Here is a 968-nt window from a genome sequence, read left to right as displayed (position 1 = left end):
ACAACGAGTTGCGAAGTCGCGAGGCTAAGCTAATCTCTTAAAGCTTCTCTCAGTTCGGATTGCAGGCTGCAACTCGCCTGCATGAAGCCGGAATCGCTAGTAATCGCGGATCAGCACGCCGCGGTGAATACGTTCCCGGGCCTTGTACACACCGCCCGTCACACCACGAGAGTTTGTAACACCCGAAGTCGGTGAGGTAACCTTTTTGGAGCCAGCCGCCTAAGGTGGGATAGATGATTGGGGTGAAGTCGTAACAAGGTAGCCGTATCGGAAGGTGCGGCTGGATCACCTCCTTTCTAAGGAATATTACGGAGACTACACAATTTGTTTTTACTTTGTTCAGTTTTGAGAGGTTTACTCTCAAACACTTTTGTTCATTGAAAACTGGATATTTGAAGTAAATGTAAGTAATACAAACCGAGAACACCGCGTTGAATGAGTTTTTTAATAAGTTCAATTGCTTATTTTCTTGATCTAACTTCTATCGCTAGAAGAAGGATCAAAACCCAACCGCAAGGTTGATAAGGTTAAGTGAATAAGGGCGCACGGTGGATGCCTTGGCACTAGGAGCCGATGAAGGACGGGACTAACACCGATATGCTTTGGGGAGCTGTACGTAAGCTATGATCCAGAGATTTCCGAATGGGGGAACCCAGCATCTTTAATAGGATGTTACGATTGTGTGAATACATAGCACATTCGAGGTAGACGCAGAGAACTGAAACATCTAAGTACCTGCAGGAAGAGAAAGAAAATTCGATTCCCTGAGTAGCGGCGAGCGAAACGGGAAAAGCCCAAACCAACAAGCTTGCTTGTTGGGGTTGTAGGACTCCAATATGGTCGTTCTTTCAGATAGTCGAATGACTTGGAAAAGTCAGTCAAAGAGGGTAAAAACCCCGTAGACGAAATGTGGAAGACACCTAGGAGGATCCTGAGTACGGCGGAACACGAGAAATTCCGTCGGAATC

Annotated in this window: 2 rRNA genes; both read left to right on the top strand. The window is 46.4% G+C overall.

Annotated features, from left to right (window positions below):
* Positions 1 to 296: ribosomal RNA gene (locus ACY191_RS06740) — 16S ribosomal RNA — on the top strand; the annotation flags it as partial.
* Positions 297 to 525: 229 nt separating this feature from the next.
* Positions 526 to 968 (top strand): 23S ribosomal RNA (locus tag ACY191_RS06735); the annotation flags it as partial.

Source organism: Staphylococcus sp. TCBT05 (assembly GCF_055179755.1).
The sequence above is the reverse complement of the archived record's forward strand: the minus strand, read 5'-3'. Positions and strand labels throughout refer to the sequence as shown.